General features: G+C 71.1%; 23 protein-coding genes and 1 pseudogene. 5 read left to right on the forward strand and 19 right to left on the reverse strand.

Going from position 1 to position 23,988, the window contains the following annotated elements; genetic code table 11:
• Positions 1-204 precede the first annotated feature (204 nt).
• On the forward strand, positions 205-708 hold the full coding sequence (locus tag C1N81_RS03455) for a hypothetical protein (protein ID WP_394426612.1): 504 nt from the start codon (positions 205-207) through the stop codon (positions 706-708).
• A gap of 71 nt (positions 709-779) precedes the next feature.
• Here C1N81_RS03455 and C1N81_RS03460 read toward each other — a convergent pair whose 3' ends face one another.
• The 19 genes from C1N81_RS03460 to C1N81_RS03550 form a co-directional block, all read right to left on the reverse strand.
• Positions 780-1,721, reverse strand: coding sequence for an ATP-dependent DNA ligase (locus C1N81_RS03460; protein ID WP_394426614.1), 942 nt, complete (start codon positions 1,719-1,721; stop codon positions 780-782).
• Positions 1,722-2,043: 322 nt separating this feature from the next.
• Complete coding sequence (locus C1N81_RS03465; RefSeq protein ID WP_394426616.1) at positions 2,044-2,394, reverse strand: hypothetical protein; 351 nt, start codon at positions 2,392-2,394, stop codon at positions 2,044-2,046.
• A gap of 131 nt (positions 2,395-2,525) precedes the next feature.
• Entirely contained in the window at positions 2,526-3,827 is a 1,302-nt protein-coding gene (locus C1N81_RS03470; protein WP_394426619.1) for a hypothetical protein, read from the reverse strand.
• 96 nt (positions 3,828-3,923) lie between these two features.
• Complete coding sequence (locus C1N81_RS03475; protein ID WP_394426621.1) at positions 3,924-5,546, reverse strand: DUF2637 domain-containing protein; 1,623 nt, start codon at positions 5,544-5,546, stop codon at positions 3,924-3,926.
• Positions 5,547-5,736: 190 nt separating this feature from the next.
• Positions 5,737-9,462 (reverse strand): LysM peptidoglycan-binding domain-containing protein, encoded by a 3,726-nt coding sequence (locus tag C1N81_RS03480; RefSeq protein WP_394426623.1) that lies wholly within the window; start codon positions 9,460-9,462, stop codon positions 5,737-5,739.
• 2 nt (positions 9,463-9,464) lie between these two features.
• A complete protein-coding gene (locus tag C1N81_RS03485) occupies positions 9,465-9,917 on the reverse strand; it encodes a hypothetical protein (RefSeq protein WP_394426625.1) in 453 nt (150 codons plus the stop codon).
• 11 nt (positions 9,918-9,928) lie between these two features.
• Complete coding sequence (locus tag C1N81_RS03490; protein WP_394426627.1) at positions 9,929-10,378, reverse strand: TadE/TadG family type IV pilus assembly protein; 450 nt, start codon at positions 10,376-10,378, stop codon at positions 9,929-9,931.
• Positions 10,378-10,800: a TadE family protein gene (locus C1N81_RS03495; protein WP_394426629.1), complete on the reverse strand. Its 423-nt coding sequence runs from the start codon at positions 10,798-10,800 to the stop codon at positions 10,378-10,380. The genes C1N81_RS03490 and C1N81_RS03495 overlap by 1 nt, the downstream gene beginning before the upstream one ends.
• Positions 10,797-11,000, reverse strand: coding sequence for a hypothetical protein (locus tag C1N81_RS03500; protein WP_394426631.1), 204 nt, complete (start codon positions 10,998-11,000; stop codon positions 10,797-10,799). The genes C1N81_RS03495 and C1N81_RS03500 overlap by 4 nt, the downstream gene beginning before the upstream one ends.
• 18 nt (positions 11,001-11,018) lie before the next feature.
• Entirely contained in the window at positions 11,019-11,915 is an 897-nt protein-coding gene (locus C1N81_RS03505) for a type II secretion system F family protein (RefSeq protein ID WP_394426633.1), read from the reverse strand.
• Positions 11,912-12,853 (reverse strand): type II secretion system F family protein, encoded by a 942-nt coding sequence (locus C1N81_RS03510; RefSeq protein WP_394426635.1) that lies wholly within the window; start codon positions 12,851-12,853, stop codon positions 11,912-11,914. The genes C1N81_RS03505 and C1N81_RS03510 overlap by 4 nt, the downstream gene beginning before the upstream one ends.
• On the reverse strand, positions 12,850-14,418 hold the full coding sequence (locus C1N81_RS03515; RefSeq protein WP_394426637.1) for a CpaF family protein: 1,569 nt from the start codon (positions 14,416-14,418) through the stop codon (positions 12,850-12,852). The genes C1N81_RS03510 and C1N81_RS03515 overlap by 4 nt, the downstream gene beginning before the upstream one ends.
• Before the next feature lie 13 nt (positions 14,419-14,431).
• Positions 14,432-15,247 carry a hypothetical protein gene (locus tag C1N81_RS03520; protein WP_394426638.1) on the reverse strand — a complete coding sequence of 272 codons (816 nt, stop codon included), beginning with the start codon at positions 15,245-15,247 and terminating at the stop codon, positions 14,432-14,434.
• The gene (locus C1N81_RS03525; protein WP_394426640.1) at positions 15,247-15,936 is read right to left on the reverse strand and encodes an SAF domain-containing protein; all 690 of its coding nucleotides are present in this window, start codon (positions 15,934-15,936) and stop codon (positions 15,247-15,249) included. The genes C1N81_RS03520 and C1N81_RS03525 overlap by 1 nt, the downstream gene beginning before the upstream one ends.
• A gap of 19 nt (positions 15,937-15,955) precedes the next feature.
• Positions 15,956-16,912 (reverse strand): ATP/GTP-binding protein, encoded by a 957-nt coding sequence (locus tag C1N81_RS03530; RefSeq protein WP_394426642.1) that lies wholly within the window; start codon positions 16,910-16,912, stop codon positions 15,956-15,958.
• A complete protein-coding gene (locus C1N81_RS03535; protein ID WP_394426644.1) occupies positions 16,867-17,448 on the reverse strand; it encodes a hypothetical protein in 582 nt (193 codons plus the stop codon). Before C1N81_RS03535 ends, C1N81_RS03530 begins: the two co-directional genes overlap by 46 nt.
• Positions 17,449-17,968: 520 nt before the next feature.
• Entirely contained in the window at positions 17,969-18,493 is a 525-nt protein-coding gene (locus tag C1N81_RS03540) for a hypothetical protein (protein ID WP_394426646.1), read from the reverse strand.
• A 310-nt stretch (positions 18,494-18,803) separates the two neighbouring features.
• A complete protein-coding gene (locus C1N81_RS03545) occupies positions 18,804-19,760 on the reverse strand; it encodes an MBL fold metallo-hydrolase (RefSeq protein WP_394426647.1) in 957 nt (318 codons plus the stop codon).
• An 88-nt stretch (positions 19,761-19,848) separates the two neighbouring features.
• On the reverse strand, positions 19,849-20,724 hold the full coding sequence (locus C1N81_RS03550) for an MmyB family transcriptional regulator (RefSeq protein WP_394426649.1): 876 nt from the start codon (positions 20,722-20,724) through the stop codon (positions 19,849-19,851).
• A 236-nt stretch (positions 20,725-20,960) separates the two neighbouring features.
• On the opposite strand from C1N81_RS03550, the pseudogene C1N81_RS03555 reads away from it, so the two are divergent.
• From C1N81_RS03555 to C1N81_RS03570, 4 genes and pseudogenes are all read left to right on the forward strand, one after another.
• A pseudogene (locus C1N81_RS03555) lies at positions 20,961-21,101 on the forward strand (helix-turn-helix domain-containing protein); the annotation flags it as partial.
• 192 nt (positions 21,102-21,293) lie between these two features.
• Positions 21,294-21,692 (forward strand): hypothetical protein, encoded by a 399-nt coding sequence (locus C1N81_RS03560; protein WP_394426867.1) that lies wholly within the window; start codon positions 21,294-21,296, stop codon positions 21,690-21,692.
• Positions 21,693-21,736: 44 nt separating this feature from the next.
• Positions 21,737-22,441 carry a beta-ketoacyl-ACP reductase gene (locus C1N81_RS03565; RefSeq protein WP_394426651.1) on the forward strand — a complete coding sequence of 235 codons (705 nt, stop codon included), beginning with the start codon at positions 21,737-21,739 and terminating at the stop codon, positions 22,439-22,441.
• Between the two features lie 286 nt (positions 22,442-22,727).
• The gene (locus C1N81_RS03570) at positions 22,728-23,981 is read left to right on the forward strand and encodes a hypothetical protein (protein ID WP_394426653.1); all 1,254 of its coding nucleotides are present in this window, start codon (positions 22,728-22,730) and stop codon (positions 23,979-23,981) included.
• Positions 23,982-23,988 lie beyond the last annotated feature (7 nt).

Consider the following 23,988-nt stretch of genomic DNA (forward strand, 5'->3'; position numbering starts at 1 on the left):
GCCCGCCAGCCCGTAGAAGGCGGACCGGCGAAAGGCGTCTCGTACAGGTCCGCTTTCCATAGGGCCCCGATCTCATGACTACGCGGCGGGGCCGGGTGAAGTCGCATGGGAACGGCGCGAGCACGGCTGGCTGTGGCCGGCAGGGCGGCCGGTGCCGCCGCGGCAAGCCGTGTCCGTCCAGGGGGTGAGGGCATGATGGTGGCCATGGTCGAGAGCACTGGTGTACATCTGCCGCTGTCCGCGGACTCCATACGGCGCTGGTTCCTCGTCGCGGCGTGCGGATCCGTGGCGGGCAGTCTGCTGCTGGCCGCGGCCGTGACGCCCGTGGTCATGTGGCTCGGGGACTTCCGCTGGGTGGACGTCCGAGGATCTGACTGGCCGGTGGCCGTGCCACCGGCAGCGGCCGTGGGGTGGCTTGTGTGGGAGGCCGTCAAGGAGATCCGCTGGCAGCGGCGGGCGCTGTCGGCAAAGGCACGCGAGCTCGCTGCGTCGGCACGATCCGAAGACGGCACCGAACTGCGCATGCATGCAGAGCAGTTCATCCGGACGCTGCTGAACGCGTCCACGTTCTTCAATACGCGGATCCTCCCGCGCCGTGCCGCCCGAGGGTTCGCGCGTCGTGTCCGCGACGAGGCCGCGACCGGAGAGATCGACGCTGCCACCTTGCGCGTGATCGACGGCCTGGCTTCAGCCGACTCGACGTACTGACGCGACGTACCCGCGCTGCCCGTAGAGCGAGCCCGAAGCTCGCGCGCTCCTCGCTTCGGCGCGGGCTCCGCTCACTCATGAACATCGCCGGGAGCCATGTCGCCGCGGAGCCGGAGGTAGCGGACCGGATGCCGGTACCGGCCCAGATCCACGGCGGTGTCGGCTGCGACTTCGGCGACGAGTTCGGGAACGACGGGCTGGAACACCAGGGGCTCCCTGGTTCCCCATCCGGCAGAGAAGTGCCGATCATGCCAGGGGTGCTGCGGACCGGCGGGGCGCAGGACTGCGCTCAGCTCGGCTGCAGCGGCACGCGACAGCGGGGTCGAGCGGGCAACAAGCTGCAGGCGGCCCGACGCGTCGAGGCGGCCGAGCAGGAGACTCGTGGGCGTGCGCACGGTGCCGGTGACGGCTCCGACAATCGCCTCGGTCGTTGTACGGGCCCTCAGCTTCGACCACCCGCGCACGCCGGGCCTGTACGGGGACTCCGGGTCCTTGACCATGATGCCCTCGATCCCGGCCGTTCCCCAGGCGGGGTCCAGCCAGGCAAGGGCGGCATCCCGGTCCTCGGTCTGCGGGCACAGCGCCCACGGCGCCGACAGCCGGCGGGCGACGAACAGGTCCTCGAGCGCATCCCTGCGCCGGTGTAGGGGCTCCTGCATCACGACGTCGCCCTCCACCTCCAGGAGGTCGAAGACGACCAGGTGCGCCGGCTGCCCCTGGCCAGCGCGTTCCGCCGCCGCTCCCCGGCGGCGGGCCCGCTGCTGAAGCGCCGCGAAGTCGAGCCGGCCGGCGCTGTGCACCACCAGCTCGGCGTCGAGGACCACCTCGGCGCCGAGCTCGGCCGCGGCGCGAGCGATCTCCGGGAATGCGGGCGCCAGGTCGGCGCCGCGCCGCGACTGCACGTAGGGGTCCGGACCGGCGAACACGATGGTGCGGTAGCCGTCCACCTTCTGCTCGAACACTGCCTTCCGCGCGCCCGCCGGAGGGGGCGCAACAACGGAACGGGCCAGCATCGGGTCCAGGGGTGGGGACAGGCGCACCAGGCGATTCTCACCGAAGGTCGACGTGTGGGCAGGGCGAAACGCTCGAACAAGGCGGCGAAGAACTCCTCAAGCTCCGACCGGGTCAGGCATCCGACAGGAATACATGTAGATATCCCGGCTGTTTGACGGCGCATTAGCCATCGCGCTGCGCAAGCCGCATCGGCATATCGCTGCAGTTCAGAGCTATGAATAAGTCCCTAGGGCAGTCTTGATCCAGTCTAGTGCGGAGCCTTCAGCGAGTCTAATGGAAGTTTGTCCAGTGGTTTTTCTGGCCTGCATATGGAGCGCTGGCTCAGAACATCAGAGACTCGGTCGTACGCTCTGTGACGAGAACCCAGTAGTGCCAGTCCTTGGCGCGCTTTTCGAGCGTTTCGCCCTTGGCCGTGTGTTTCCTCAAGCGGACTTCCTTGGCCCACCCGGCTGACCACACCATGGAGACGAAGGAGTCGCCGTCGCGAAAGGTCGCGACCTCGCTGCCGTCGTTCTGCTCATCCCAGAGGTTGCTGTGAACAAGAGGCGGACGATGTTGGGAGGTGAGCAGTTCCTCCCACTCGCCGTAGGGCATGAGCGTCCGCCCTTCCCGACGGTATCGCTGTGCCGTCTTCCTTGCGTGCCGCTGGGCAAGCCGTGCCATGAGCTTCATCGTGCATTTCCTGATTCCGTAATGAACGTAAGGTGTCACCTCGGGCGACGTCGCCCAGCATTTCAATGGGCTAATTCTTCTGTGGTCGCTCCTGATTTCGGGACGAAGGCGTGGTCCTCCCGGTGCCCCGGTCAGCACCCGTACTTGTCGAGTTCCATCCGGGTCGCCCGATCGACGGGGCGCAGCGGGTGCATGCCGCCTTCCTCGGCCGGACCCAGGCGCAGCGTCGTACCGCCACCGATCGGGACGACGATGAGCACGCGGTCCTCGACACGGGACTGGGTGTTGTCGTCTCGGTACGGGCTGGCGGCCAGGCAGCCGTTGGTGTACTCGCGTTCGTACCGGTCGTAGGGGCCCGCGAAGAAGTGGTCGGCGACGGGCTGCTGCCAGTGGCCCACGAGGAAGGCGGCGAGGGCGGCGACGACCCCCGGCGCGGCGGCGCGGGCGCCGGGTGCCTGGATCAGCTTCGGTCCGAATCGGATAGTGGTAGCGATACCGAGGCCCGCGATGGCGCCGGCCGCCAGGAACAGCAGCGTGCCGTGGGAGAAGAGCAGGTGGGCGCTCATACCGAAGGTGAGCGGCAGGGCGGCGCATGCGATCACCAGCCAGGCCAGCCCGGCCAGGGTCGCAATCTGGAAGACATTGGGCTTGGCGGGCCAGGCCGGTCGGAGCGGGACGAGCGCGCGTTCGCGCCCCACCCATCGTCCGGCGCCGCGTACCCGGCCCGGCTGCGGCAGGATGCCGCCCGCGCGGTGTTCGACAAGCAGGGCCAGGACCGCGTCGCCGAAGGCGCGGGCGCGCTGGTGAACGGCGAACCGGTCGCTCACCAGCTGGTTGAACTCTTCCATTCGGTCGGGCTGGATGCGCGTCCCCCGGCCCCGGGGGAAGGCGCGGTTGAGCGGGTGACCGGGATCGGGGAAACCGGGCAGCGTGGGAGCGGACCGACCGGAACTGCCGACGGCCTCGTCGATCAGCAGGCCGCCTGGGGCGGGGATGTAGGACTCGTACATCCGGTCCCGTTGCCGGTGCCCGCGGAGGCTGGCCTGCAGGGCCTCCGCCTGTTCGATCACTGCGTCGAGGAGCGGCTCGGACGCCGCGCTGCGCATCTGCTCCAGAGCGGCTCGGCCGGGGACGGCCCGCCACACGCCGCCCAGCCGGTTCACGGTCTGGTCCTCCCACACATCACGGAACCACAGCCGCACCCGGGCGACCGGAAGCCGGCGCGGCGGGCGGCGGTCGGCGAGATGCGCACGCAGCAGCGCCAGGGCGCTGCGCACGTAGTCCGCCTCGGCCGCGTACTCGACCGCGACGGCAGTGGGGCGCACCTCGCGGGGGCTGTCGATGCCGATGTCGTCGACTCGCCGGGCGGCGGCGCCGGCCGCCTCGCCTTGGGCGCGCAGTTCGGCGATCGCCCGCTGCCAGCCGACGTCCATCCCCAACCCCCTCATCCGTCCGTGTCGTCGCCCCGAGGCTACCGGCACGGTCCGACACCAGGTTTCAGCCTCGTCCTCGCACCAGGCCAGCGACGGTCAGGCCGCCTGAGCCTGTTCGACGACAGGCTCGCGATCGTCATCCGGTCCTTCGGAGTCAGCCAGGGGGCCCTGCTGGTCGAGGCTGGACCAGTCCAGATCCACGTAAGCGGCGCCCTTCCGTTCCAGGATCGGCCCGTAGTGCCTCACCAGCCGCCGGTACTCGTTACCGCCCGAGCGCGGATTCGTATAGCCCGCCCACCTGGCCAGATCCGACTTCTCCAGCGGCAGGCCCGCGACCTGATGGGCGACATATATCCGCTCAGCCCGCTGGCGCGGGCCCTCGTCCTTGGGGAGCGTGGACAGGTCGATCTGGATCCGGGGATTGGCCCGGACCTCGTCGTCGCCCCTGGGCGGCGGCGCGTGCCCGTGCTCCGCGTCGGGCTCATCATCGTCCGGCTCGAGCTCGTCGTCCGGCTCCTCGTCCTCGGACTCGACGCCGTCGGTCAGTTCCTCGTCCTCGGACTCGTCGGCGGCGGTTTCCTGCACCCCGTCGTCAGGGATCTGGGCGGCTGTCTCGTCTTGCTCGTCATCGTGAAGACCAGATGTGTCGGCCTCCCCACCGGTTTCGGGGTCTGCCGATGCGGTCTCGCGATCCGGGTCCGGGGCAGCGGCGCGCTGGACAGGCGCGGGCTCGGCAGCAGAATCCACGACGGCAGGCAAGCCTTCGAGCTCCGAGGCGGTGGTCGGTGCACCGGAATCGACCACCGTCCTCTCCGGTGCCGGCGCGGCCGGGGCCTTCTGCATGGAGACCCCGACGCTCTCCTCGTCGGCCGGCGCGAGGTCTGCCGCTGCAGGGGCCCTCTGTTCGCCCTTCGCGGCCGCGGCGCTGGCGGGGAGCTGTCCGCTGACGGTCTCCTGGTCCTCGGCCGCTGCCGCGATGGCCGCAACGGACTTGTCGTCCGCCGTCAGGGGGCGCCGGGAGCCGGTAACGCGGACGTTGTCGACCGTGGAGAGCAACTCCTTCCTCCACGCCTTCCACATCTTCACGGGAGCGCCGATCGGCCAGGGCAGCCACAGCAGCAGGCTGTATCCCCGCTCGTGCTCGTCCTTGCGGCGCTTCTGCCGCCCCATGATCACTTGCTCGATCTTGGTGAGGAGCTTTTCCAGCAGCACGGCGTAGACCAGCGGCGGGACCACGGCGAGGAAGGCGCTTCCGGCGCCGGCCTCGGGGGTGTGGAGCAGGTTCATCACCGCGGAGGCGCTGACGAACGCCAGCAGCAGGACCCGGGTGCTGGCGGAAGAGCGCAGGGTGAGGGCCTCGAAGAAGCGGATCAGGGACAGGCTCAGGGCGCCGGCGTCCAGCAGCAGCGCGAAGCCGGTCGCCGCGTCCCAGTCGCCGCCGTTGTGCGCGTGGGCGTACTCGCGTTGGGCGCCGAAGCTCAGCCAGGCGGCGATGCCCGCGAGGACGAACATCATCACGCAGCCGACGGCGAGAGCGATCACGGCCAGCCGGCGCTGCCATGCCTGGCGGCGCTGGAGGACGAGCTGCGCGCGTTCTTCGGCCGTGGCGCTCTGCTCCGCAGCACGGCGGCGGTTGCCGAGCAGCATGCAGGCGACGACGACGGCGCCGACCCCCGCGACGGCCAGGCCGGCGGGCAGCGCCCACGGTGACAGGTCCATCACCGGTCTCCCTCCCGGGCGTGCCGGGCCGGGGCATCGGGCCCGGCGGGCGGGGCGGTGTACGGCCGGCGACGGGTCATGCGCGCGGTCTCCTTCGTCGGGTGGATGGCCGAGGAGGCTCCTCGCTCTCTACAGGTGTGGGGGAGCGGTTCCGTGTGACAGTGCGGGATGGTGGATCTGACGGTGCGTTTCATGAAGCGGCGGATCCCCAAGTCACCTGACCGCGCTCGCCCTTGAGGAGGGTGCGCAGCAGACCGACGGTCTCGGGAGAGGAGTCGATGCCCTCCTCGGCATTGATGCGGGCCAGTTGGTGGGCAGCGCGTTCCAGTCCTTCGCGGTCGCCCATCTCATGGCAGATCGTGAACAGGTCCCGGTACAGCAGCTCGCTCTGGCTGTCGACGAGCATGCCCTTGGTGACGGCCTGGGCGGCGGCGCGGTAGTCGCGCACCTGGCGGCGCCGTTCGGCGAGCTCGTGGGCGACGTCGACGATCGCGCTGATCATCTCTTGGATGTCCGCCTCGGCCCAGGTGTACTTGGAGGGGTCGACGTCGGCGAACGGCCGGCCGCGGACCAGGGTGAGGGCCTGGGCCAGCGCGATGTCGGCGTCCTGCCCGTCGTGGTGCATGCCCTGCTGGTACAGCTCGCGGAACTTGTCCCAGTCGGAGGTCACGGGGGTGTTGAACCGGTAGATGCCGCCCTTGATCGGGGGGAGGTAGGCCGCCTGGGGGTCCGAGGCGGCGAGGTGGGGGTCCTGGCCCATCCACGAACGCAGCCGGGAGATCGCGGTGTTGCGGGTCTCGGCGTTGATCCGCATCCCGGGCCAGATCGCGTCGTCGAGGTCCTGGCGGCCCAGGCCGGGGTGCAGTACGAGGTAGGCGGCGATCTCCATGAGGCTGTTGCGGCGGTTGCTTCCCACCCGGCCGCGGGCGCCTGTCAGGGCAACCGGGCCGAGCACCTGGACCTGGGGGGCGTCCGGCGAGGCCGGCGGTGTGGACAGTGCCGCAAGCACGGTGGAGGTCGCGGCGCTCGGGCGCGGGATGATGCGGGCCTCGCGCACCACCTGTTCCTGCTCGTTCGCGCCGAGTGCGGCTGCCGACAGAGCGGAGGCGGCATTCTCACCGTCGTCGCCCGGCGTGGGTGCGTCCTGTTCGGCGAGCACCTCACCGAGCACAGAGTCGAAGTCCCCGGCGGGCTCCTCCTCGCCCCCGTTCGCAGCCGGTTCCTCGCGGTCGAGGGCCTCGGCCGGTTCCTCGACGTCCCACACGCCCGTGGCCAGCGCGGGGGACTCCTCGTCGGCGTCCGGCTCCTGTTCGTCCGCGGCCGCGCCATGAGCGGTGGAGTCGAGGGTGCCATTCTCGGCATGCGTGACGAACACGTCGTCTGCGGCGGGCGCAGCACCTGCGACGGCGGGGGACAACGCGCTGTCGCCAGCCTCAACCGGGCTGCTGTCCTGATGAGGGGTTGGGGCGGGCGCGGATGTGTAGGCGGGCGCGAGGGAGTCGAAGCTGGGCAGGGCCGTGCTCAAGTCGCTGCTCTGGGCGGGCATGTGGGGGGCCGGCTGCGGGATCCAGGCCGTATCGGGAGCGAGCGCGGAGGTCTCACCGGTGGGGTCGACCGCGCTGCGGGGGCCGTTGTCGGCGCTGTGCCCGGTCCACGCCGGAGGGGGCACGTCGTCGGTGCGGCTGGAGGTGGCCAGGAGCTGGACGAGCCGGTCGTAGGCCGCGTCGTCCAGGTACTGCAGCTTCACCGCCAGGTCCAGTCCGGGCAGCTCGACCGCGGTACCAGGCTGTGTGGGCAGGGTCCAGGCGCCGTGCAGGTCCAGGTCTGCTCCGGCCGCGGTGACGACCGCGACTGAGGTGCGCGGGCGCGACGTGATCAGGTCCTCAAGCGCGGCGGCCGATGGCCCGGTGACCGGGTCGGTCGACAGCAGGATGCGGGGGATCCAGGTGTCCCCGCCGGTCTCCTCGCTCAGCCGCGCGGCGCGGAGGTGGTCGTGTCCGCCGTCGGCGAGGGCGTCGCGCTGGAAGGTGTCGTGGGCCTTCAGCTCGGCGGCGGCTCCGTTCAAGTCGGCGTGGTGGTCGATCTGGTCGGGGTAGAGGTGGTGGAGATCGCTGCCGGCACCGGCGAGCACGATCTGCGTGGCCGGGGCCAGCTTGGAGGAGGCCAGTTCAACAGCGAGCGCGAGCATGACCGCGCGGACGTCGGCCGGGTGGCCGGCCAGGCGCAGCAGACCGACGCTTTCCAGGTCGACGAGAACCGCGTCGCCCCCTTCCGTCTCGCCGAGGCTGACCAGCGCGGGGTAGGGCGGGGTGACGTCAGCAGCCTCCTCTGCGTCCAGCAGGGCGGCGCCACGGGCCGGGCACCACCACACCATCGGGTTGCCCTCGCGCTCGGTGAACGGTGCCACCGGGGCGGTGGCGGCGGACAGGTGGAGTTCCACTCCGCGTGCGGCGATGCGCATCGCTTCGACCTCGGGCAGCGGCCGGCCCGCTTCGCGGCAGTGGGCGGCCATGGTCCGCAGGGCGCGGTCGGCCAGCGCGGTGCCGGTGATGTCGGACGTCGCGCGCAGCTGCTTCTCGAAGTCGGCGACCGCGCCGCTGGGCATGGGGATACGCCGCTTGGCGCGCCGCCGGCGCTGCTGCCGTGCCCGGCGGGTGGCCAGCACGGCGAGGACCGCGGCCGCCAGGATGCTTCCGGCCGCCGCGACCGTCCGCACGCTCGATGAGTCGGTGCCCGTGTCGTGCTGCGGGGCGGGCTCGGCGGAGGCGTCGGGCGCGTCCGGCGCCGGTGCCGACACGTCCGGCTTCGCGGATTCGTGCGGCGCCGGTGCCTGTGTGGCGGGCGTGCCCGGCCTCTCCGTCGCCTGGCCCCCGCCCTGATCGTGCTCCTTGCCCTCGTCCTGCTGTTCACCGCCGCGGTCGTGCTCCGGAGCCTGGTCCTGCTTGCTGTCGGAGTCGTGCTCGGGGGCGGGCGTGTTCGCGGCGTCGTCCGGAGCTTCTTGAGCGGCGGGGATCTTCAGCTGCCAGCCCGGGTAGATCTCGTCCGGATCGGTCAGGGTACGGCCGTCGGGCTGACGGACGTTGTCATTGGCCTTCGCGATCGCGGGGTAGTCGTCGGCGTCGCCGAGCTCGTCCTCGGCGATCGACGACAGCGTCTCGCCCGGTTTGACCGTGTGCTCGGGGTCGTGGGCCGCCCTCCCCTCGGTCTGGGTGTGCACCCCCTCGCCTTCGGAGGCCGCGGCCTTGGCATCGGAGGGGAGCCGCAGGGTCCAGCCCGGCTGGAGGTCGGTGGTGTCCTCCGTAAGGTGCTGCCCGCCTGGCATTGAGATGCCTTGGTTGGCCTCGACGATCTCCCGCCAGCGCAGACCGTCCCCCAGGCGCTGCTCGGCGATGTCCCACAGCGTGTCGCCCGCCTTGACGTGGTGAACCGGCCCGGTGTGCGTGTTCTGCGAAGCCGACTGGTGCTCGGCCGTGGAGGGAGCCGGCGTACTGGCCGCAGGTGTGACGGTGGCGGTCGCCGCAGTCTGGGGTGCGGCGACGGCGGGTGCGGCGAAGGCGCCGCTGGTGGGCAGCAGCAGGAAGATCCCGCCGACCAGAATTCCGGCCAGCCGCTGGGTTCCGCTGAGCATCCGCATCCGCGGCGCCTTGCGGTGCCGGGCGATAGAGGCCGCCTCGAGCACGACGGAGAAGGCGAACGACACATAGCCGTACCAGCCGATCAACGTGATCGCGCCGAGGAAGAGCTGACCGGTGTCCTGCTCGGTCAGGGCTGCGGTGATCTCGCCGCCCGAGGGCACGTGGTGGGGCAGGACGCCGATGCGGAGCAGGGCGTACGGGACCGCCGCCAGGAGGATCGTCAGGGCGGCCAGGGAGAGCAGACCGCGGGCGAAGGCGGCGGACTTGCTGCGAGTCTTCATCGTTACCCCCGGTAGACCAGGTCGGCTTGGCCGGTGCCGGTGACGGACCAGTTACCGCCCGGCAGGAACAGCGGGGAGTAGTTCTCGTTCACGGTCACCTCCAGGGACGCTCCGTCGTCGCTGACCCGCACGCTCCCGCTCACCCCGGCGCGGGAGAGGTAGGAACGCGCGGCGGCCACCGCGGCGTTGCGGTCGACCGTGACCCCTTCACCGGAGATGGCCTTGCCGGCGTCGATGGCCTGCCCGCCCGCGCGCGCGGCCTCGCTGGCCACGCCCTCGGCGTTGTTGAGCGCGCGCAGCTTGCCGCCTCCGTCGACGACCAGGGCGGCGATCGCGAACAGCCCCACGATCGTCACCAGCGCGAACAGCGACAGCGCGCCGTCGTCGCGCCGCCACCAGCGCGGGTGCGCGGCGGCCGGGCGAGGGGAGCCGGGGGTGGGACGGGCGGCGGTCATGGGTTCCTGTTTCAGTCGCGCTGGCGGTAGGAGTCGATCGAGCTGGTGAAGCTGGAGGTCAGGGTCTTGGAGCCGGGCAGGCCCGGCAGCCCGATGTCGGACAGCCGCACGGTGCAGCGCACGGTGGCGGTCGTGGTGGCGGGCGTGCCCAGCGGGGCGCCGAACCCGGCGGTGCTGATGTCGACCGACATCGTGGTGCACGACAGGCCTTGGTTGCGCAGCCCCGCGCGGGCATCCTCGGTGCCCGCCGTGCGCGCCGCCCCGGCATCGCGTTCGAGGGAGGCGGCCCGGGCGGCGTTGCGCGCGGCGGTGTCGACGGCGTTGCCCGAGGACTGGATCCGGCCGAAGGCGATGACCAGCAGCAGCACCATGATCAGCACCGGGAAGAGGATCATGGCCTCCAGCGACAGGGCCCCCCGGTCGTGGGCGGCCAGTCGCCGGCGAAGGGCGGAGATGCTCACTACGGCTCCGTGATGCGTTCGGTCGAGGCCTGGGCGTGCTGGTTGATCGGCAGCGTCAGCCCGGGGATCAAGGTGTCGACATGTCCGGTGACGGTGATCCGCACGGTCTGGCCCTGGCTGCCGCTGACGTGGGTGCCGGAGATGCTGCCCCCGGCCCTGTTCAGGAAGTCCCGGGTCTCCCGCGTGCCGGCGTCCAGGCTCGAGCCGCGGCCGCGGGCCGCTTCGACCCCCTGCTGCGCGGCGGACATCGCCACGTTGCGCGCGTGCCACCACAGGCCGGCATGCACGGTCAGCAGGATGAGCATCAGCACGACGGGAAAGATGATCAGGAGCTCCAGGGACAGGGCCCCGCGGTCCCGGGCCGCGCTGCGCGCAGCGACGGCCCGGAGCCATCGGCGAACCCGCTGTCCGGTTCGGGTCACTTGATCTGGTCCGCCTTCTCGTTGACCTTCAGCAGCAGCACGCCGGCAGCGACGATGGCGATGCCCACGAGAGAGCCGACGATGATCATCGCTTCGATGGACAGGCCGCCGCGGTCCTCGCTGTGCAGAGCGCGCAGCTTGGCTATCTGAGCGCGGGAGCGCGCGACGAGGAGGCTGAGAATGGGGTCGTTGAAGTGCACGGTGGTTCCTTGTCGTTCTCAGGCGGACATGATCCGCGTCAGGGCGGGATAGCCGATGTAGATGGTCATGATCACGACGAGGGCTGAGACCGGCATGACCATTTTTTCCGAGGCGCTGTTCGCCTTGGCCTTGGCGGCGGTGACCAGGGCTCCGGACAGGGAGCGGGCCTGGGCACCGAGTGTCTCGCCGACCGCTGCGCCCTCTTCGCCGGCGATCGAGATGATGTCCGCGGGGGCGCCGAGCTCGGGCACGTCGAGTTCCTCCGACAGGCGCCGCAGGCCCTCCCAGGGGCTGATGCCCTCCAGTTCGGCCCGGGTGATTGCGTCGCGGATCTTGACGAAGACCCAGCCCTCGCCGACCTCGGCCGCGCGCTTGAGGGCCTGCGTCGGGGCCGCGTCGGCGGCGCGCTCGAGCTGGACCAGCCGCAGGTACGTCTTGATGGCGTGGCGGAAGTCCGCGCGCGCTTCGACGGCCTGCTGCTTGACGTGGATGTCGGGGACGAACCAGAACAGCACGCCCAGGACCAGGCCGGCGAGGGCGGGCACCGGGAACGGCATCGGGTAGCCGGCCGCTGAGGCCGCGGACACCAGCAGCGCCGGCAGCACCAGCCCGTACAGGCCCAGTGCCAGCTTGATGCCGACGTGCCGGGTGGGGCTGCGGCCGATGAGCTCCAGCTCCTGGCGCGGCAGTCGCAGGGTGCCTTCGCCGGCCGAGCGCAGCAGAGCAGCGCCGAGCTTCTCCAGGCCGCCGGCCGGGGCGGCGGTACGCACCGGCTGGAGGTTCTCCAGGCGGTTGGCGTCCATGCGGGAGATGACGTCGCCGACGTCGGGGCGGCCGGGGGCCAGGCCGCGGTAGGCGACGACCAGTCCGGCACCGACGGCCGCGCCGCCCAGGATCGCGAACGGCGAGATCATGCGGCCTCCTTCACGAGTGTCAAGGTGGTGTCGCCGCCCGCTCGGTCGTCGGCGGACAGGAACCGGGGGGTGGGCTCGATCATGGCCATCCGCCGCATCCAGACCTTCACGACGACGAACGCGATACCCAGCGTGATCAGGACCAGTTGGCCCATGACGGTGGAGTAGGGCACAGCCCAGGCTGAAGAGAGCATCGACAGCCCGAAGATCGCCAGGCAGAAGATCGTCACCCAGCGATCGTTCGTGCGGGGCTTTTGCCGGTCGGCCTCGATCTCGCGGCGGGCGAGGACCTCGTGGGACAGGCCCGAGGCGAGCTCGTTCATCGCCCGGCTGAGTCCCGCGCCGCGGTCCTCGACGTGCAGGATCAGCAGGGCGACGACCTCGTCGGCGGTGGCGTCGTTGAGCTCGTCGGCGAAGGCCCGGTAGGCGTCGACCGGGTGCCAGCCGGCGGACATGCGTGACACGAGCCGGGTGACCTCGTCCTTGATCGCGGAGGGCACGGTGTGGAGGCTGCGCTGGATGCTCGCCTCCAGGCTGACGCCGACGGTGTGGATGTCCGACAGGCGGCGCACCCATTCCTCGACCGCCTCCAGGCGGGCGATATCACGGGTGGCGTTGGCGCCGGGGTTGAGGAGCCAGGGCAGGCCGACGATGACGACGGCCGTGACCAGCCCGCCCATGGGCCAGCTGCTGAACAGCCAGACCAGCATGCCCCCGACGAGTGCGGCGGTGATGCGGGTGCTGGAGCGGGCCCACCAGGCGACGGGCCCGGGCTGGTTGTCCATGCCCAGTGCGGCGCGCAGCTTCTGCTGGGCGCGGCTGCGGCGGCGGGCGGGCCGGTCGGCCCAACCCATCAGGCCGGCCACGGCGATGAAGGCGCCGGCCACCGCGGCGACCGCGGCGAGCGCGGCGAGCAGGGCGTCCAGATTGAGGTTCACAGCGGCATCACCGTCTCCAGGCGCTCGGTCCAGGTGCCCCACGGCCGGGTCAGTTCCTGGCGTGCGAAGCCCGCGCGCTCGATGTCGTCGAGGTAGCGGGGGCTGGGCATCTGCTGGGGGACCGCCCGCGGTTCGCGGATGTCACCCTGCTCACGCGGGGCGAAGATCATCTGGTGGCTGGGGCGGTTGTTCTCGCCGATGCCGGTGATCTCCATGACATGGCTGACAAAGCGGTGCTTGCGCCCGGGCCGCCCGCCGGCGTCGACGAGTTCCGTCTCGTCGACGAGGCGGATGTAGACGACCAGGTCGATCGCCTGGGCAACCAGGCGGTAGGCGAGCGCTTCGGTCATGCCGATGCCCGCTTCCAGGCACAGGGTGACCAGGCGCTCGGCCGATAGTTGGGCGGTCTCGGCGTGCAGGGTGCACATGGAGCCGCCCTCGCCGGTGTTCATGGCGTGCAGCATTGGCACGACTTCCTTGGAGCGGACCTCGCCGACGATGATTCGGCGCAGCGACATGCGCAGCAGCTGCGGGAAGAGGTCGGAGAGGGTCAGCTCTCCCAGCGCCTTGCCGTCCGGGCCTCGTTCGCCGTTGCTCTCCCGGCCCTCGTAGGCGATGACCTCCGGTCCGTCGGGGTCTTCGTGCAGGTAGAGCTCGTACTCGCTCTCCAGGGTGCCCACGCGCTCGGTGCGCGGGATCTCCCGGGCCATGGCCCGCAGCAGTGACGTTTTTCCAGCGCCCTGGGAACCGACGAGGACGATGTTCTTGCGGGCCTTCACCGACGCGCGCAGGAAGGTGGCCAGCGTGCTGTCGATGGTGCCCCATTTGATGAGGTCGTCCAGGCCCTGGCCGCGGGTGCGGTGGCGGCGGATCACGATCTGCGGGCGCGGCGTGATCAGGTAGCTGGCTGCGAGACGGGAGCCGTCGCCCAGGCGCATGTTGAGGTTCGGGGTCGCGGGCGTGAGCGCGCGTTCCCCCTGCCCTTGCATGCGGGCGATGTGGTTGATCAGCCGGACGAGCTCGCGGTCGTTCGGGGCGATCGGGTCCCAGGACTGGCTGGGCCGGTCGGCGAAGTCGACACGGACCTTGTCACCGTTGATGAGGATGTTCTCGACGTTCGGGTTGTCCAGCAGCGGCTGCAGACGGCCGGCGCGGAACAGCTCGTCGTAGACCGCTTGGCGCAGCTGGGTCTCCTGAGCGTCCGTCAGGGGTGTGGAGGCGGTGGCCGCGTAGCGGGTCGCCCACTCGCTGACGGTCTCCCGGATGATCTTCAGGCCGAGCTGGCGCTGGTCCTGGGGGCTCATGGTGCCGTCGGCCGCGCTGGCCTGCCCGATCTTGGAGCTGGCCTGCTGGCGCAGGTCGGAGATCACCTCGTAGTCCACGGGCAGCAGTCCGAGGGCCCGGGCGCCCGAGGATATGGGCGCGGGCACGGCGGTGGGGGACGTCTTGGCCGGGACGGAGGCGCCGGCGTCGGGGGAGCCGCTGCGTTGCTGCAGCCGCTGCTCGAAGAGCGCGTCGAGGGAGTCCAGGGCAGGCGGGACCCGTTCGGGTCGGGTGTCGGTCATGTTCCTGCCCTCCTCAGGTCAGGGCGCTGTAGTGCGCGGGGTGGAGCTGGATACGGCGCCGGGTGACGACTTCGTGCAGGCGGTCGTGCGCGGTGCGGGCCGAGCGCAGCAGGCCCTTGGCGGTGCGGCGCAGCCGCGCCTGCCCGTGGGTGAACACATCCGCGGTGTCCGGGTCCCAGTCCAGGGCGCAGACCACGGGGGTCTGCAGCCACTGCTGCACGTTGCTGGTGGAGGCGCTGCCTTCCTCGATCACCAGCAGGCCCAGCGCGTCGGCGCCGGTGCCGTTGCTCGCCAGGTCCTCCTTGAGGACCTGTACGGCCGGTGCGGCGGCGACGACGGAGGCCTGGGTGGAGCGCACGACGAGCAGGACGGCGTCGGCGGCCCGCAGCAGGGGGGCGGGGTAGGAGCGGCTGCTGAGGTGGGTCTCGGACTCGGCCACGATGCGGCCGGCGTCGATGATGACGTCGAAGCCCTGGCTGTCCAGGACCGACAGCAGCTCGGCGATGCTGTCCCAGGTCCGGGCCATGGAGGGGGCCTGGGTGGGTGCGGTCAGTCCGGGCAGCAGCATGCGGTTGCCCGAGTGCTCCTTGTCCAGCGAGATCCAGTGGTGGCGGAACTCCCGGGCGAGGGTGCCCTGGCGGTCGGCCGAGGCCAGGCGGTGCAGGCCGACCTGTGCGGTGCCTTCCCCTCCGAGGTAGCCGGCGCGGATCGTGCCGCCCGCGGGGTCGGCCTCCACCAAGAGAGAGGGGCGCGGCGAGGACAGCGAGAGCGCGAGAGCCGAGCATGTGACGCCGCTGGACTTGCCGGAGGCCAGCGCGATGATGGCCATCAGTTGTCCGCCTTGAGCACGATCGACACGTTCCCGCCCGCAGCCCACGCGGCGAGCGAGGTGCTGTTGACGTCGGAGGCGGCGACGTCGACGACTACGGCGCCGTTGGCGTCGGGGGAGCCGACGCGGGCGACCACGGCGGGCAGGCTGTCGGGGGCTGAGCCCGGCTTGCTGGACGAGGCCGAGGCACTGCCGTCCTGCGGGGTGTGCACGACGGTGACCTTGTCGCCGGTGTGCAGCTTCTGCACGGGCAGCTGGCCGGGCTTGGCCAGGATGCCGACCACGGACTTGCCCGCGGTCACGCTGGAGCCCGAGCTCACCGAGTCCTCGGTGACCAGTACGCCTTCGGGAAGGTCGGAGGAGGCCCGCTTGCCGACGAGTTCGGAGGAGCGGGAGGCGGGCACGGAGTGCAGTTGCGCGTCGTGGGATATCTCCGTCGCGACCAGGTCGGAGGCCTTGATGGTGTCTCCGGCCTCGATGGCGTGGCGGGTTGCGACGACGGCGACCTTGTCGCCCGCCTCGTTGACCATCCACACCGACACGAGCGCGCCGACGGCCGCGAGCGCGAGACCGGCACCGACGACCACCGGACGCCGCCGGCTGCGCGGTGCGTCGTTGGTGATCGGCAACGCCGAGGTGGCCTGTGCGCGGCCCTTCTTGGGCGCCGCCTGCTCCTTGGTAAGAGACATCGTGGTGCGTTTCCTCGTGCTAGTTGACGACCTGCAGCTCGCCGACGCGCGCTGTGGTGGTGGACGTACGGACCTCGTCGGGGAGCGTTCCGCCCTCACCGGTCGAGGACTGCCAGGTGATCTCCCACGAACTGGTCGCGGTGACGGTGAACTTGCCGCCCGCCTTGCCGGTGGAGACCTTCGTGTAGCGGTAGCCGCAGTCCGGCGAGGACTTGCCGCCGTAGGACTTCTTGTACGGCGTACCGGCCGTGGTGCACGTGACCGAGCCGCCGTCACCCATGGAGTACGTGATCTTGGTGACGCGGGCGGTGGCCGTCACGGACAGCCCCGGGACGGCAGCGGTGGCGCTGTTGGGTCCCCAGGTGGTGTCGCTCTTGTTGTTCCACAGCCACACCGGCATCCCGACCAGGCCCGGCTTGCCGGGGCCGGGGGAGGAGCCGATGTCGGCGCCGCGCAGGGTCATCTTGTCCCGTGCCTGGCGCGCGAGTTCGGCCGGGTCGGGCAGGACCGTCGGCGGTGGTGTGGTCAGCCAGACCGTGCCGCCGACGTCGTTGACGATGCAGTCCTTCTGGTAGAAGGCGCCCGGCCCGCTGGTGTCGGCGCCGTTCATGTCGGTGTGCCCCGGGCCCGACTCCGGCTGCGGGTCCATCAGCTCGTAGAAGCAGCGGTCCTTCGGGTTGTAGCCGGGCAGGCAGGCGATCTCGGTGTCGTCGACGAGCTTGCACATGCCGTCGCCCTTGCCGCCGTCGCCCTTGCCGCCTCCGCCGCCGTTCTGGTGGGATCCGCCGTGGCCCGGTTTGCCGGAGGTGCCAGCGTCGACACAGACATCCACGTCCGAACAGCCGTGGGCGCCTCCGCCGGCGTAGGCCAGGCCGGCGGGCAGCAGGGCGAACAGGACGGCAAGTGCACCCGTTACGCGGGCACCGCGTATCAGCAGCCCTTCGTTCGGTCTGCCGTGATCTTCGTAATGAGCCATGTGTCGCCCTCCAGCGTGGCTTGGGACGTGACGGGGTACTTCAGGCGCTGCTTGGCCAGCTCGACGGGCTTGCCGGAGCTGGTGTAGACGGGCTTCCACTTGGTCGCGTCGAAGCAGTCGCTCAGCGTGGCGGTCTTCTTCTTCGTGTCGACCGAGGTGACCTCGGGGTCCGTCTCGGGCTGGCCGGTGAACTTGATGCCCATCGACCTGTTGCGCAGCACGGACTTCTTCAGGTCGGCCGCGGCGTCGCCCTTGGCGTACTTGGCCAGGTCCTGGGTGTGCAGATCGCCGTCTTCGGCCATCTTGACCTGAATGTCGCGCATGTTGTTGTACGCGGCGAGGACGTCGTCCTTGGCCGCCTGGTCCGGGTCACTGGAGGGCGACTTGGACGCGGCCGCGGGGGCGGAGGACGCGGAGGAGGTGCTCTTGGAGTCGTCGGATCCGCAGCCGGCCAGCACGCCGGCGGCCACGGCGCAGGCGAGCACCGATCCGGTCAGACGCAGGACGTGGATGCGGGGCTGGGCGGACACTGTCATGACGGGTCCCTTTCGGATGTCGGGTCGGCTGGCGTACGGGCCATGCGACGAGGCCGCGGAGAGGTGCTCCTCTACCGCGTCTCGGCGGACATGGCCGGGTACGTCGGGCCAGGACCCGGCGAGCTTACGATCACGGCCGGAAGGCGGGTGTCGCGTTCCGGCCGGTCGCAGCGAGAGGTGGCCGCCGATGCAGCGGGGCGCCGAGAGCCGGCAGCACGTGTGCCCGCGCCCGCCCGGTGAGGGACGGGTGCGGTCCTTGCCCGGGAAGCCGCGCGGCGGGCATGTGCCCGTGGACGGGCCGGGCAGGGCTCGGCTTCTGGCGGAGCGGATGCGGCTCCTGTGCGGTTCAACGCGAATTCCCCCTCGCGGTCGGGGACCCCGCGTCTCCCACAACGCGAGCGGTCCGAGGCCGATTCTCGGCCAGGGAGATCAAGGGCAGCCAGGCCCGGTTTTTTCCGGTAGACCACGTTCCGGTATATGCCTTTGTCCTGGGACAGTTGAATTCATGTAGGCCAAAGCCTCACGGACGGACAAGCAGGGCAGGGCCGGTGGCGCGCAGGGCCTTGGCGGCCTCGTGACGGTCGGGCCCCGTGATGGCCGTAAGTCGCCGTTCGACGAAGGCGCCGGAGGGATGGCCGGGGCCGAAGACCGACGGCATCAGCGTCAGGAGGGCGGTGCCGGTCCGCACGGCCTCGGTCGCATCGCTGACCGTGAGCCAGCTGGCCGCGGCGTTGCGCGCCTGGCGCAGAATCTGGCGGTGCCCGGCGGGCAGGACTCGCTGCCATCCCGCAGCGGCCTGCACCGCCGTCTCGGTGGCGGTCGCCGGATGGCCGGCGAGCTGGGCGCAGTAGGCGACGAGCTCGAGGGCGTGCAGGGCGTAGGGGTGCAGGGGGCCGTAGCTGTCGGCGAGCTCGGTGCTGATCAGGCGAGCACGGGCCAGGGCGCTGGCCGGCTGGCCCGCACGGGCGGCTTCCCGAACGGAGTTGACGCGCGGGGCGAGGAACTCGGGGACGGGGGCGGGAACGGGAAGGGTGACGGAGGGCATGAACTCTCCCTGGAGCGGGACGGCTGCGAGCGGGTGCCGCCGCCGGGGGGCCGGCGGCGGCATCCGGAATCGAGTCCAGCAACAGCTGCTGCTCGACCGCGCACGTCGACGGGCGTGGGAGGGCCCTCGGTGCCTGGGCGGCGCTCCCCGTGTGTGCACGGCGCGCCGACGCCAGTAGTCGACCGCGCCGGACGGCGCGGGGGCAAGCCGGACCGCCCTCCGAGGCAGTTCATATTTCAATGACCGGAATGAAGGCGGGGCCTGTTTCACCCGCTGGAACAGCGCAAGGAGCAAGCAGGGCTCGGGAGCTTCACCAGCTCGACGGCTCGGCGGACGAGCGGTCCCAGGCGATGCGTGCGGCGTGGTCCATGAGCTCCAGCAGGTCCGGCGCGGCCGAGTCCTTCTCGAGGTGGCGGTACTCCGTGCTCATGGTGATCGCGAGACGCTCGGGCAGGCCCAGACCGGTGTAGCGGTCCTCCTTGATCAGGATGCGCGCCGCCTCGACGGCGGTCCGGCCCTGACCGTGCATCACATAGGCCTGGTCGGCGAGGTCGTCGAGGTAGTCGACGTACGCCTTCAGGTCCTCGGGGCTCATCAGCGGACCGTGGCCCGGCACGATCCACTCGGGGTCGAGCGCGAGGATTCGGGCGCAGGCGTCGGAGACGCGTTCCAGAGGGCCGGCCCAGTGCGAGGGGTGATCGCCGGAGAAGACGATGTCACCAGCGAAGACGACCCGCTGCTCGGGCAGATGGACGATCAGGTCGCCGACGGTGTGGGCCGGGCCCACCTCGTGCAGCTCCACGGGTATGGAGCCGACCACGAGGTCGCGGCGTCCGGTGAAGGTGTCGGTCGGCGGGAGGACCTCGATGCCGGCGAAGTCGAACTTGCCGAAGTGCTGGCGGAAGTACCACCCCAGGGGATGTCCGGGGTCGGTGTCGCGGGTGAGGGTCTGCAGTTGCTGCGGGGTCGGCTCCAGGCACTGGTGCTCCAGGGCGGCCCGCGTGGCGAGGATCTCGGCTCCTGGCAGCCTCTGCAGCCCCCACGTGTGATCGCCGTTGGCGTGGGTGACGGCGACCCGGTCCAGACGGGTGCCGGGAGCCGTGCTCGCACGGGCGGCGTCCAGGAACGCGTCGGTCAGGACCGGCGTGTAGGGGGTGTCGACGAGAAGGGCCTCGCCCTGGGAAGTGATCAGGCCGCAGTTGGCCAGGCCCCAGGTCGAGGACTGCTGAGGAAGCCACCCGAAAACGCCGGGAGCGATCTGTCTCATGTCAGGTGCAAGTGCCATAGGCATGGATTGTGCGTGCTGGGGCGGCCCGGCGGCAATCGTGCCCGCCGGGCCGCGGGAGCAGGGCGGATCAGGGGCGTGTGGGTTCGAACACCAGGAAGAAGAAGCGGGCGCCGGGGCTGCCGAACGGCTGCGCCGCGCACATGGTGACGTTGCCCAGCTGCGAGGGAGCGTGCCGCTCGCAGCAGCGGTCCCGGCTGTCGGCGCAGCCCTGCGGGGCGCTGTAGCCGGCGTGCCGCATGACCCGGGTGTCGCCGTCGGGGTGGATGTAGGCGACGTTGCGGTTCCGGTAGATCGGGCCGACGACGGGATCGTCGTCGACCTCCTTGTCGAGCTGCTTGAGGTCCTCGCTCTCGGGGTGCGCGGCCACCGCGGCCCGCAACTGGGCCGCGACCGGCACGGCCCACCGCTTCTCCCAGTCGACCAGGTGGTGCTCGCGCGCGTCCTCCCGCAGGAGCATCCAGCGGATCAGGTTCTGCTCGGGCAGCCGCGGTGTCGTGCCCGGCTCCTGCGGGAACATCGCGATGAAGTCGTCGTTCGCGGCGAGGACGTTCCAGGCCAGGTCGTTGATGTAGCAGGGCTGCCCGGTGACGTGGTTGACCGCGTGCTGCCAGGCCGGCGCGACGTTGGTGCCCGCCATCGGGTCCATGGGGATGGGCGGCTCGTACCCCAGGGCGTAGACGTACAGCGCGGTGCGCTCGCGTTCCTCCATGCGCAGCACCCGGGCGACGCTGTCGAGGAACTCCGGCTTCGGCGCCTCCATGTCGCCGCGCTCCAGGACGGCGTAGGTGCGCTCGCTCACGAACAGCGCCTGGGCCACCTGCGCCTGGGAGAGGCCGGGCGAGCGGCGGCCGCGCCCAGTGCGTTTGGGCCAGCCGAGCTCGACGGGGTCTATCTGCCGACGCTTCCATTGCAGCAGCTGCTGCAACGCCTCCTTATTGTTCAACTTTGTACCCTTCCCCGTGGTGCTGGGCCGCTGCGGACGGCGAATTACCGGAAGCCCTCGCTCCTGAAAGTCGCGAACCGGAAAATTCCGAACCTGGTGCGCGAGATCTTGGCCGGGAAGAATCGGCCACCGGATCGAATGCGCGTTGTGGGAGACGTGACGGTCCTCGATTTCGCGAGGGGGAATTCGCGTTGCTGCATCCCGTTGCCGGACCGTCGGACCGCACTGGCGGCGCCGTGGCGCGCACCATGGCGGTGCTCCGGGCTCTGGTTCGGCTCGGCCCGGGGGAGTATCCCGTGGCCGTGATCGCGGAGTCGGCAGGGCTTCCCGCTGCCACCGCGCATCGATACCTGCAGGCCATGGTGCGAGAGGGAGCCGTTGAACAGCGAGGCCCGCGCGCTGGATATGCGCTGGTCGACGCGCTGCACGGTGCACCCCACTCAACTCCGACTCGCCAGCCGGCGTCGGCTGGACAGCCCTCGCCTGCCGTGAGGGCTGAGCTCGTCACACTACAGTCGAGAACCGGCCAGATCGCATTTGTTTACCGACCGCACCTGATCGGCACTCCGATGAGGATCTGCGCAGATCGGGCATACGGTGCGCACGGCGAAGCGCTGCTCACCGAGACCCCGGAGGCGCTGCGCACCCTCGAGGCCGCTCCCCTGCACGCCGACGCCGCCGGTCTGGCGATCCTCGCCTGTCTCGGCGCCCCGAACGGCTCCAAGATCGACATTTCTCGCATCCGTGAGGAAGGTCACGCCGTGGGCCCCGCCCCGCTGCCGGGCCGGACCATGATCGCCGCTCCCCTCTGGTACGGCTCGGCCGTCGCCGGCTCCGTAGCCCTCCTGGCCGGCGACTCCCAGATGAAGCGGCCGGCGACCTGCGCCCGCTACGTCTCCGCGGTGATGGACGCCGCCGCAGCGATGAGCGGCTGGCTGACCCGTTCGGGAGCCCGCCGGGCGAGCTGATTGACTGCACAGCACCGCAAAGCACCGCAGAAAGGCACCACCTCGTGTCCCGTTCAGTCCTGATCACCGGCGGCAACCGCGGCATAGGCCTGGCCATCGCCCGGCACCTCGCCGACGCCGGAGACCGCGTTGCCGTGACCTACCGCTCGGGCGAGCCCCCCGAGGGCCTGCTCGGCGTCCGCTGCGACATCACCGACACCGAACAGGTCGACCTCGCCTTCAAGCAGGTCGAAGAGCAGCACGGCCCCGTCGAGGTCCTCATCGCCAACGCCGGCATCACCAAGGACCAGCTGCTGATGCGCATGAGCGAGGACGACTTCACCTCGGTCCTCGACACCAACCTCACCGGAGCCTTCCGCGTCACCAAGCGCGCCAGCCGCGGCATGCTCCGCGCGAAGAAGGGCCGCGTCGTCTTCATCTCCTCCGCCGTCGCCCTGCGCGGCGAGAGCGGCCAGGCCAACTACGCCGCCTCCAAGGCCGGCCTTGTCGGCTTCGCCCGCTCCATGGCCCGCGAGCTCGGCTCCCGGGGCATCACCTTCAACGTCGTCGCCCCCGGCCTCACCGAGACCTCGATGAGCCAGCAGCTGAGCGAGGACCAGCTCGAGAACCTCAAGAGCCAGATCCCGCTGGGCCGTCTCGCCCGCCCCGAGGAGATCGCGGCGACCGTCGCGTTCCTCTCCTCCGACCAGGCCGCCTACATCACCGGTGCCGTAGTGCCCGTCGACGGCGGCGCGGGCATGGGCCACTGACCTTCCTGACCGCCCGACCCCAGGAGCCCGATGCGCGCATGACCTGACAGTAGGGCAGTCCCCTCGCGGCTGCCCCGCGGCGGCAAGCCACCCGGTGTGTCCAGCACCTCGGCCTGCCCCGCCGCACTTCTGCCACCACCCGGCGGGTGTCCAGCCCGCCCGGTGAAGAACCCGGTCCACGACCGGGCAACACCGCCCCTGCCAGGGCGGATCTCTTGGTTCCCGAAGAACCCGGCCCCACCGAGACGGGGCCGTCGCATGCCCGAAAGGAGGGCGTGCCCTGCCCATGATGCAGCATGCCCGCGCGCCGGTCCAAGAAGCCGACGCCCCGCCGCACCCACCGCGCGGACAACCCCGAATATCCACGAACAACCTGTTCGTGCCGATTCGCTCGCACGCGGACCAGGAGATCGGCACCACCGCGTCCCGACGCACCCGGCGCAGCGGCTTCCTGCGCGCCGCCACCTGGGCGATCACCGAGGGCCTGCACCCGAAGGCCGGCGACACCACCCTGCGCGTCGCCCGCGACCTCGCCGCACGCCTGAACGCCGACGGACAGGTCGCCTACTGCCGCGAGACCATGTGGCGGCGCCTCGGCATCAGCCGCCGCACCCTGGAACGGCACATCGCCGTGCTGCGCGAACTCGGCCTGCTCGTCTGGGCCGTGCACGGCAGCCGCACCAACACCCGCCCCGCCGGCAGCGGCGAATGGGCGGGCACCGCCACCATCTACGCCGCCGTCGTGCCCCGCGCCTGGGACACCGCCCTTGGCCACCGCGTGAGCGGTCACGGCTACCACGCCCGCCACATCGGATACACCGACCACGGCCGCGCACTGGCCATCGCCGACGCCCGCCGCCGCAGCACCAGCCACGGTCGCCGTGACCGCCGTGACACCCCTTCCTGTAGGCCCAACCACCCACGTCCTACAGCTGAGGTAGAGAGAAAGAAGAACAACACCCGTACGCCGCGACGGCGTCGGCACACCCGACCGCCCACGCGCCGCCACGACGTCCCGGAGCCCTACCGGGCCACACCCGAGCAGGCCGCCCACGCGATGTCCGTGGCCGCCTGGATCCGCCCCCGGGTGCCCTGGACCCAGGCCGAGGGCCTGCGCCGGCTCGCCTTCGCCCTGAGACCTTGGATCACTGCCGGCCGTTCGGCCCCGGACATGGCCGCCGAGCTCCTCGCCTGGCGCGTTCCACGTCGGCCCTCCTCCCCGGCCAGCTTGATCATGGCCCGTTGGCGAGAGCGCGCCGACCAGCCCCCCGTGGCCGGCACCGACACCTGCGGCCCGGCCGCAGCTGCGCCGGCGGTTCCGCCCAACCCGGCCTTCCGCCGGGCCACGGAGCTCCTGCGCGCCCAACACCTGCCCGCTGAACCGGATGCGCCTGATCCGCCCGGCTTCGTCATCCGCGACCGCATCCTCGCCTCCCTGGCCGAAGCCGAGCGGGCCTGGCGTGCCCGCACACCCGAAACCTGCCGCACCCTCGCAGACTGGGAAGCCGTCTGCGACGCGAGGGAACGATCCCCGTGGTGACCGGCAC

The sequence above is a fragment of the Streptomyces sp. SGAir0957 genome, from assembly GCF_043523415.1.

Coding starts and splice junctions, on each gene's coding strand:
- C1N81_RS03475 (WP_394426621.1), bottom strand. CDS start 5,546: ATGGACCTGTCACCGTGGGCGCTGCCCGCCGGCCTGGCCGTCGCGGGG.
- C1N81_RS03460 (WP_394426614.1), bottom strand. CDS start 1,721: ATGCTGGCCCGTTCCGTTGTTGCGCCCCCTCCGGCGGGCGCGCGGAAG.
- C1N81_RS03515 (WP_394426637.1), bottom strand. CDS start 14,418: ATGACCGACACCCGACCCGAACGGGTCCCGCCTGCCCTGGACTCCCTC.
- C1N81_RS03520 (WP_394426638.1), bottom strand. CDS start 15,247: ATGGCCATCATCGCGCTGGCCTCCGGCAAGTCCAGCGGCGTCACATGC.
- C1N81_RS03540 (WP_394426646.1), bottom strand. CDS start 18,493: ATGCCCTCCGTCACCCTTCCCGTTCCCGCCCCCGTCCCCGAGTTCCTC.
- C1N81_RS03530 (WP_394426642.1), bottom strand. CDS start 16,912: ATGGCTCATTACGAAGATCACGGCAGACCGAACGAAGGGCTGCTGATA.
- C1N81_RS03570 (WP_394426653.1), top strand. CDS start 22,728: ATGATGCAGCATGCCCGCGCGCCGGTCCAAGAAGCCGACGCCCCGCCG.
- C1N81_RS03535 (WP_394426644.1), bottom strand. CDS start 17,448: ATGACAGTGTCCGCCCAGCCCCGCATCCACGTCCTGCGTCTGACCGGA.
- C1N81_RS03545 (WP_394426647.1), bottom strand. CDS start 19,760: ATGAGACAGATCGCTCCCGGCGTTTTCGGGTGGCTTCCTCAGCAGTCC.
- C1N81_RS03525 (WP_394426640.1), bottom strand. CDS start 15,936: ATGTCTCTTACCAAGGAGCAGGCGGCGCCCAAGAAGGGCCGCGCACAG.
- C1N81_RS03465 (WP_394426616.1), bottom strand. CDS start 2,394: ATGAAGCTCATGGCACGGCTTGCCCAGCGGCACGCAAGGAAGACGGCA.
- C1N81_RS03455 (WP_394426612.1), top strand. CDS start 205: ATGGTCGAGAGCACTGGTGTACATCTGCCGCTGTCCGCGGACTCCATA.
- C1N81_RS03560 (WP_394426867.1), top strand. CDS start 21,294: ATGAGGATCTGCGCAGATCGGGCATACGGTGCGCACGGCGAAGCGCTG.
- C1N81_RS03485 (WP_394426625.1), bottom strand. CDS start 9,917: ATGACCGCCGCCCGTCCCACCCCCGGCTCCCCTCGCCCGGCCGCCGCG.
- C1N81_RS03505 (WP_394426633.1), bottom strand. CDS start 11,915: ATGATCTCGCCGTTCGCGATCCTGGGCGGCGCGGCCGTCGGTGCCGGA.
- C1N81_RS03480 (WP_394426623.1), bottom strand. CDS start 9,462: ATGAAGACTCGCAGCAAGTCCGCCGCCTTCGCCCGCGGTCTGCTCTCC.
- C1N81_RS03470 (WP_394426619.1), bottom strand. CDS start 3,827: ATGGACGTCGGCTGGCAGCGGGCGATCGCCGAACTGCGCGCCCAAGGC.